Raw genomic sequence first — 1,112 nt, forward strand, 5'->3', positions numbered from 1 at the left:
TGCTCACCGCGAGCAGCAGCGACTTGTCCTCCGGCGCCTCGAACGCGACCACCCGCGAGAAGTCGGCCTGCCCGCCGAACACCGCGAAGAAGCACACGAAGATCACCAGCAGCAGGCCCGAGAGCTCGATCAGGGTGAGCACCACGTTCAGCCCGACGCTCTCGGCGACGCCCCGCAGGTTCACCAGGGCGATGCAGACCATGAACACCAGCGCGATGCTCAGCCGCGTCCCCGCGCCGTCCCCGAGCCCGAAGCCGATCGCGAAGTTGCTCGCGAAGGCGCCCGAGGCGGCGGAGGCCGAGGTGATCCCGCTCGCCATCACGGTGAAGCAGACGAGGAACGTGACGAAGTGGATCCCGAACGCCTTGTGCGCGTAGAGCGCGGCGCCCGCCGCCTGCGGGTACTTCGTCACCAGCTCCAGGTAGGAGCAGGCGGTGAGCGTGGCGACGACGAACGCGATCACGAAGGGGAGCCACGCGGCCCCGCCCACCTCGGCCGCGACCTGCCCGGTGAGGGCGTAGATCCCGGTCCCGAGGATGTCGCCGACCACGAACAGCAGCAGCAGCTTGGGGCCGAGCACCCGCTTGAGCTCGGGCGGGGCGGACGTCTCTCTCGTGGCGGTCATCGTCGGCCCCTCCCGTTGCGGATGAGCGCGAGCCTACGACCGCGGGCACCGCCCCGGGAAGAGCGGGCGCCCGGAGAGCAGGAGCCGACGACACCCACGACTCCGCCGTCGCGCCGTGCGCGGCGCAGCCTCCACCCCGCCGGCGGGAGGCTGCGCGAGGCCGGCTGACCGGATGCTGCCACGGCCGGAGCCTGCCCGGGCGTCCGGTGGTCCCCCGACCCTCCGGCCCGCGCGGAGCCGGGGGGTCCGCCGCATGTCCGGATGCTGCCGTGCCCGGATGCTGATCTGGTGCCGCCGACGGCCCTCCGCGAGGCTCGGAGGACCACGACGAGAGGACGGACCATGACCGCCACTGCACCCGCCGCCACCCCGCACCTCGGCCCCGTCGCCGCCGGAGGCGCCCTCGCCTGGGCCGCGCTGGCCGCGCTGCTCCTGCTCGGGGAGCCGCACCCCGCGGCTGTCCTCGTGCTCGTGCTCGCGGCCGCCG

General features: G+C 73.9%; 1 protein-coding gene. It reads right to left on the reverse strand.

The window, feature by feature from the left end; all coding sequences use genetic code 11:
- On the reverse strand, positions 1-625 hold a 625-nt coding region (locus C5C74_RS16855; protein ID WP_146083111.1), incomplete at its 3' end, for an APC family permease.
- Positions 626-1,112: the final 487 nt, after the last annotated feature.

Source organism: Rathayibacter sp. AY1E8 (assembly GCF_002931415.1).
Classification (GTDB): domain Bacteria; phylum Actinomycetota; class Actinomycetes; order Actinomycetales; family Microbacteriaceae; genus Rathayibacter.